Annotated in this window: 6 protein-coding genes; all 6 read left to right on the forward strand. The window is 62.2% G+C overall.

What is annotated here, in order from left to right; all coding sequences use genetic code 11:
• Positions 1 to 186: 186 nt before the first annotated feature.
• Positions 187 to 1,116, forward strand: coding sequence for an IS110 family RNA-guided transposase (locus tag BP38_RS0118020; protein ID WP_035723195.1), 930 nt, complete (start codon positions 187 to 189; stop codon positions 1,114 to 1,116).
• A 476-nt stretch (positions 1,117 to 1,592) separates the two neighbouring features.
• The gene (locus BP38_RS0118025; RefSeq protein ID WP_081816783.1) at positions 1,593 to 2,846 is read left to right on the forward strand and encodes a porin; all 1,254 of its coding nucleotides are present in this window, start codon (positions 1,593 to 1,595) and stop codon (positions 2,844 to 2,846) included.
• Positions 2,847 to 3,011: 165 nt separating this feature from the next.
• Positions 3,012 to 4,181, forward strand: coding sequence for a porin (locus tag BP38_RS0118030; RefSeq protein ID WP_081816784.1), 1,170 nt, complete (start codon positions 3,012 to 3,014; stop codon positions 4,179 to 4,181).
• 108 nt (positions 4,182 to 4,289) lie between these two features.
• Positions 4,290 to 5,021 (forward strand): hypothetical protein, encoded by a 732-nt coding sequence (locus tag BP38_RS0118035; RefSeq protein ID WP_026988866.1) that lies wholly within the window; start codon positions 4,290 to 4,292, stop codon positions 5,019 to 5,021.
• Positions 5,022 to 5,312: 291 nt separating this feature from the next.
• A complete protein-coding gene (locus BP38_RS0118040; RefSeq protein ID WP_026988867.1) occupies positions 5,313 to 6,146 on the forward strand; it encodes a sulfotransferase domain-containing protein in 834 nt (277 codons plus the stop codon).
• Positions 6,147 to 6,465: 319 nt separating this feature from the next.
• Positions 6,466 to 6,738, forward strand: a 273-nt coding sequence (locus BP38_RS23415) for a transposase (protein WP_026988868.1), incomplete at its 3' end; no start/stop codon positions are given.

The following is a 6,738-nucleotide window of genomic DNA, read 5'->3' on the forward strand; positions in this document are numbered from 1 at the left end:
CCTCGTCCTTGTCTGTCGGCGATTTGTTATCAGGATAGGGGGCGGGTCGGAGATCGCTCTCGTCCTCGAACCTGAAGTTCGTACCTCAGCAAGGATCCCGACCCGCCTGATCAAAAGTGAACCCGAACGGTTGCCAGAGCCCGGCCTTGCACCGGAGCTCCCATCGACAAGGAAGGGTCCGTGATCATGATAGCAACATCCATCGCCGGAATCGATATCGCCAAGCATCACCTGGATGTCCATCTCCTGCCGAGCGGCAAGCGGCGGCGCTTTCCTGCGAACAAGCTGCCCCAGTTGGTGGCCTGGCTGCAGCAGTGCGCGGTGGAGCTGGCCGTGGCCGAGGCTACGGGCGGTTTCGAGGTTGAGTTGATCGAGGCCTGCCAGGATGCCGGCCTGGCGCTGGCCGTGGCCAATCCTCGCCATATCCGCCATTTTGCCCGCGGCATGGGCCTGTTGGCCAAAACCGACCGCCTGGATGCACGGGTGCTCGCGCTCTATGGCGAGCGCGTGCAGCCGCAGCCAACAGCGCCACTGTCGGCTGACCGGCGGCGCCTGGTCGCCCTGCTGCGCCGGCGGCGCCAGCTGACGGCCATGCGGACGGCCGAACAGCAGCGCTGGCACCAGGAGCGTGAGGCCGACCTGAAGGAGGAGCTGGAGCAGACCATTGCCCAGCTGACCGCCCGGGTCCGCACGCTTGAGGCCCACATCACCCGGCATATCCGGCAGAGCCCTGAGCTTGCTGCCGACGCTCAACGCCTCAGCAGTATTCCCGGGATCGGCCCGGTGCTGACGGCCACGCTGCTGGCCGGCATGCCCGAGTTGGGCCAGGCCTCGCGCCGCCAGGTCGCCACCCTGGCTGGTTTGGCTCCCCATGCCTGGGACACCGGCACCCTGCGCGGCCAGCGCCGCATCTGGGGCGGGCGGCAGATTGTGCGCAACGCGCTCTACATGGGGGCTGTGGCCGCCGTTCGAGGCGACAACGCCATGCGGCGGCGCTACCTCAGGCTCAAGGAGAACGGAAAGTCCGGCAAGGCCGCCCTGGTCGCCGTCATGCGCCATATGGTGATCGTCGCAAACGCCATGCTCCGGGATGGAACCAACTATCAGCCAGTGTGATAAAACACGGTTGCTGAGGTGCGTAGCGCGTGAGCGCAAAGCCTCGAAGGGCCGGGCCACAGGGCGCAGATGGCGCCGTGAGCCTTCTCCCAGCCTCAATCCCCCGGCCCAGCCGCCCGTGTCGGCGAGTCTCTTGGTCTTGACCGGAGTCAAGCCCTCTCAGCAGGAAGGAGTTTTATTGTGCCAGCCCCTCCCGGCAAAAAGGCACCACAACGTGTTAAAAGAGGAATTACGCATAAAAACAACTGCTTATCCAAAACCCTTCACCTGGTGCCTGTGTTCTTTTCGCAACAGCTGTGCAAATCCGTCACGCTGAGGGGCTCAGGTCGATTGACCCTTACAGCAGGTTAATGTTTTATCACCTTGGAAGCGGGGGCCATGCCCCAGATTCCTTGTTCAATAATTCGATCCGCACAACGGTTTTGGCTTCAGGGCCGTGAAGGCGGGTCTCCCTAGCAGATGAGGGGGATACTATCATGAAAAAGTTTTTGATGGCAGCGACAGCTCTCGCCGTCTCCGGTGGCGCCTTTGCCGCCGCGCCGGCCGCCGCTGACGACCACGCCGGTGAGGGCTTCCAGCTCAAGATCGGTGGTTTCTACAACGCCCTGGCCATCGTCCGTGACCAGGACGATCCGGTGGCTATCACCACTGACAATACCGGCGCGCCGGTTTTTGGCAAAACCGACATTCGAAACTACGACTTCAGCCAGCGCGGCCGTTACATCATCACCGGCTCGCAGACGCTGGACAATGGCCTTGAATTGGGTTTCACGTCTCAGCATGAGATCACCACGAACTTCGGTACAGATCGTGCCTATGTCTTCGCCTCCGGTGGTTTCGGCCGCGTGCACTTCGGTGCCGACCGTTCGGCCATGTATCGCCTCTACGAATGGACGCCGACCGCCGGCTGGGGCATCGACTTCACCGGTCATGATGATGGTGTGGCCGGCATGAACGGCATGGGCTATCCGACAGCAGCGCCCTTCATCGCCAACAACGATCTGATGCTGACCTACATCACCCCGCGCTTCTCGGGCATTCAGGCCGGTGTCTCCTTTGCGCCGGACAACAGCAACAATGTTGGTGGAATCGGTGGGTCGATGGCTGGGAACAACCAGCGCTTCATCACCAACGAGGACACCCTAAATGGTTACGAGAACATCCTTGAACTGGGCCTGAACTACAGCCAGTCCTTTGATGGCTTTGACTTGGGTTGGTCCGGTGGTTTCGGGACGGCCAAAGCAGTCGGAGCAACCGAAAGGGCACTTAGCGATGACCGTCGCTATGTCTACTCCACGGCTCTCAACCTTGGCTTCGGCGGTTTGAACGTTGGTGTGGCCTACAAGTTCGACACGCACGGCAGCACCGGTAGCCTCGTCCGCGGCAACATCCGTGATGCGGGCGGTATTACGCCAGCGATGATCGATGCCAACTATGGAACATCGTTTGCGGGTGATACTGTCGGCGGTAAGAACGAGCATGACGTGAATGCCGGCATCACCTACACGACTGGCCCCTGGACTTTCGGTCCAAGCTTCGGCTGGACACGGGAAACCGCTGGCTTTGAGCGTGAAGTCTGGCTGGCCGACATGGGTGCCCGCTATGCCTTGGCCCCGGGTGCCGATCTGGTCGGCTCCATCCAGTACATCGACTATGACGAAGGCGAGCTGCCGAATGATTTCGGTGGTGACGGCTTCGCCGGTATGTTCGGTATCCAGCTGAACTTCTAAGGCTCAAAGCGCCTTCAGATCCGCAAAGGGGAACTACCCCGGCGGGGATCACCGGAAATCAAGGGAAGGGCGGTCCAGTCGGGCCGCCCTTTCTCTTGTGCGACGGTGCGATTGTGAAGTAAATCAGAAGTGAATGAGAGTCACCTGCGGGTTCGCGAGTCGCACATGAAGACAAGATCCATGGCTGCCGGGGTGCTGGCCCTTTTCGGTGGCGCTTTGGCCGCTGCTCCTGTGTTGGCAGAAAGGCCGTCCGAAAATTCTGGGTTCCGCTTGCAGATCGGCGGGTACTACAATGCCTTGGCCATCGGGCGCAGCCAGGATGATCCTGTGGTCGATGCCGCAGGCAACACGGCGGATATTCGCGCTTACGACTTCAATCAGTACGGGATCTACAGCATCACGGGCGCACAGACCCTGGACAACGGACTGGAACTGGGCTTCGTGACGGACTATGAGTTCCAGGACAACTTCAACAGCGATGCCGCCTATGTCTATGCCGCGGGCGGTTTCGGGCGCCTTCATTTCGGCGCGGACCGTTCGGCCATGTACCGCCTGTATTCCTGGACACCGACGGCTGGCTGGGGCATCGATTTCGCCGACCATCAGGAGGGCGTTGCCAGCCTGAACGGCCTGCCCTATCCGACAGCCGCCCCCTATATCGCCAACCAGGAATTGATGCTGACCTACATGACGCCGCGCTATTCCGGATTGCAGGCGGGCATCAGCTTTGCGCCTGATACGGGCGCAAGGGCGCGGGCCGGTTCGGACCAGCGTTTCGTCACCGACAGTTCGTCCCTGGACAATTCGGCCTATACGGAGATCGTCGAAACAGGCCTGAACTACAGCCAATCCTTCGGCGCCTTCGACCTGGCCTGGTCCGGCGGCTTCGGCACGGCGCGGACGGCGGGGCAGACGACGGCGGACGACCGCCGCCGCTATGTCTATTCCACCGCCTTCAGCCTGGGCTTCGGTGGCTTCGATGTGGGGGCTAGCTACAAGTTCGACAGTCACGGCAGTCCTGCCAACTATAGCGCTGCCAATCTGCGTGGCCCGATCCTTGTCGGCGAAGGCATGAAGAACCAGCATGATGTGAATGCCGGCCTGACCTATAGCACTGGCCCCTGGACCGTGGGGCCCAGCCTGGGCTGGACCCAGGAAAGCGCCGGTGCCGAGCGGCGGATGTGGCTGTTCGACTTCGGTGCGCGCTATTCCCTGGCGCCCGGCGCCGACCTGGTGGGCTCGGCGCAGTACGTCGACTATGACGAGGGAAAGCTGGACGACGATTTCGAGGGCGATGGCGCGGCCGGCCTGCTGGGCATCCAGCTGAATTTCTGAGGAATCGTTTCCCGGATTTGCCTCTGCAGTCATCGACGGATTCAGGGCAGGGCTGTAGCCTTGGATGGCGCTGCGTTTAGCGTCCTTGACAGGAGCCTGAACGTTTCCATGACCAACCTGCTCGTCCTCGGCTCCAAGCCGGATCCAGTCCTGCCAGAGTGCTCGCAGATCGATGCCGTGGCTTGCGCCAATGCGTCCGCCTGGTCGGCACGGTCGGCGGGACTGCCGGTGCCACGCTTCACGGTCATCTCTGCCGTTCTGGGGGCCGGCACCGTGCGCGACAACAGCGGCAAACGGCAGGCGAACCGCATCGCACTGGAGACACTGCGTGGCCTGTCCAGCGACGAGGTCTGGTACCTGCCCCGCCCGCCGGCGGAGGGATCGCTGCCACGCCGCCTGATCCGCGAGGCCAAGCGCTGGCGGATGTCGGCCTGGCACCTGCGCTGGGCATTGCGCCGGGCGGGCTATCACTACGGGCGCTTTCGGGCACCGTCCTATGATTATTTCACGCAGTTGCTGCAGCGTGAAACGGGGGACGACCCGGATGCTGCGGCGGCCGTTGCCATCAAGCAGCCCTCCACCGGTGTCTTCGCCACCCTGCTGGGGCTGGCCGATCCGGCCTGGGACCGCGTGGTGCTGGCCGGCATCTCCTTCGAATTGACCCATGCCTATGCCGAAAACCCGGCCATCGCCGCCCTGGGGACCACACGCAGCAAGCATGCGGAGACCGATACCACCGTCCTGAGCGCGCTGGGGCGGCAGCATCCGGGACGTCTGGTCACGAGCGAGCCATTGGTGGCGGAGTGTTGTGGGCTGCCGCTGGTGGCGGGGGAGGGCTGACGGTGCCGCCTGGCCCTGCTCCTTCGAGGCTACGCGCTTACGCGCTTCGCGCCTCAGGATGAGGAAAATATATTTTTATAAGTAAGTTATGCACATCTACAACCTTCCTCATACTGAGGTGACTTGACGTCCTTCGAGACACCGCCTTTGGCGGCCCTGAGGATGAGGAGCCAAGCCCTGGAAGCAGCTTGGCACAGGCGGCGCGGGGCCGGGCGCCGCCTGCGACTTCCCAAGGCCCGTCGTTCCTGCTACCTGTTCCCTTCCCGATCAAGCAGCGGAGTTCGGTGGTTCATGGGCGGAAAGATCCTCAAGCGACAGGTTCGCAGCGTTCGCCGTTTTTTCCGGCCCGGTGGCAACTACATCATCTCTTTTCCCAAGTGCGGACGGACCTGGCTGCGTCTGATGCTTGGGCATTACCTGGCGCATCAACACGGCATCGAATCACAGGATTACCTGATGACCGGAGAGCTGCTCCGGCAGCCGGGCGTGCCGCAACTGGTCGCCTATCACGATGACAAACCCTACAAGCGGATCCCGGAAGAGCTGGAGCGCAGCAAGACCCACTATCGCAAGGACCGCGTGCTCTTCCTTTGCCGCGATCCACGGGACGTCCTGGTTTCGCAGTACTATTCCCTGCGCTATCGCGCCAGTTCCCACGGCTATGACGGTGCTTTGGAGGATTACGTCTATGAGGCGCGCGGGTCACTGGCGACGATCGTTGCCTATTACAACATCTGGGCCGATCAGCGACATAACCCGCGCGATTTCCTTCTGCTGCGCTACGAGGACATGATCGCCGATCCGGCAGCGGCCCTGACGCGTGCGCTGGGCTTTTTCGGGGTGAGGGAGGTTCGTCCTGACCTGGTCGCGCAAGCCGTGGACTATGCCAGCTTCGACAACATGCGCCAGCTTGAGGAAGCCGATGCCTTTGGCCGCAAGACGCTGCGGCCGACGGAGAAGGGCGACCTGCGCACCTACAAGACCCGCAAGGGGGTGGTAGGGGATCATCTGGAGGCGTTGGCCCCGCGTGAACTTGCCCATGTGAATGCCGTCGTCGCACGCGAACTGGATCCTTTCTTCGGGTATGGTGAGGTGAGTGCCGCCGTACCGGAGGAGGTGGGGTAGGACCGGGGAGAATGCCCGCGGCGCCGTCTGTGAAAGCCGCCGATCCTTCGAGTGCGCTGCGCGCAGCCTCAGGATGAGGTTTTTCGCTTAATTTCAAGGCATTTACGTGCCTCCCACCTATCTCATGCTGAGGTGGCTTGACGCCAGTCAAGCCCTCGAAGCATCCCGGCACAGTCGGTTAGGCCGGGGAAAACGCTAACGGCACCGACTGGGCAGGCCGCCCCTCCTTCGAGGCTCCGCGCCTCTGGATGGAGACCTTTGCGCGGAAATCAGAGATGTGATTCAATTTTGGAATACACATTGCTGATTGGGGGCGGTTATGGCGCAGAAATCGGTTGGTCAGCTGGGTTTCGGAGATGCCATGGTTGAGGAGAGCCGTGGCCAACGTGAGGATCGCCTTGGCCGGATCGATGGGCTCCTCGAGTGGTCCCGCTTTGAAGCTCTTTTGTCGGGCCTATATCCCTCGCGCCGGGGCGAGCCGGCCTATCCACCGCTTTTGATGTTCAAGGCCTTGCTGCTGCAGCGCTGGTACGGCCTGTCGGATCCGGGCCTTGAGGAGGCTCTGGACGACCGTTTGTCGTTCCGGCGCTTT

It is taken from the genome of Fodinicurvata fenggangensis DSM 21160, assembly GCF_000686045.1.
Taxonomy (GTDB): Bacteria; Pseudomonadota; Alphaproteobacteria; order Kiloniellales; family DSM-21159; genus Fodinicurvata; species Fodinicurvata fenggangensis.

Coding starts and splice junctions, on each gene's coding strand:
- BP38_RS0118020 (WP_035723195.1), top strand. CDS start 187: ATGATAGCAACATCCATCGCCGGAATCGATATCGCCAAGCATCACCTG.
- BP38_RS0118025 (WP_081816783.1), top strand. CDS start 1,593: ATGAAAAAGTTTTTGATGGCAGCGACAGCTCTCGCCGTCTCCGGTGGC.
- BP38_RS0118030 (WP_081816784.1), top strand. CDS start 3,012: ATGAAGACAAGATCCATGGCTGCCGGGGTGCTGGCCCTTTTCGGTGGC.
- BP38_RS0118035 (WP_026988866.1), top strand. CDS start 4,290: ATGACCAACCTGCTCGTCCTCGGCTCCAAGCCGGATCCAGTCCTGCCA.
- BP38_RS0118040 (WP_026988867.1), top strand. CDS start 5,313: ATGGGCGGAAAGATCCTCAAGCGACAGGTTCGCAGCGTTCGCCGTTTT.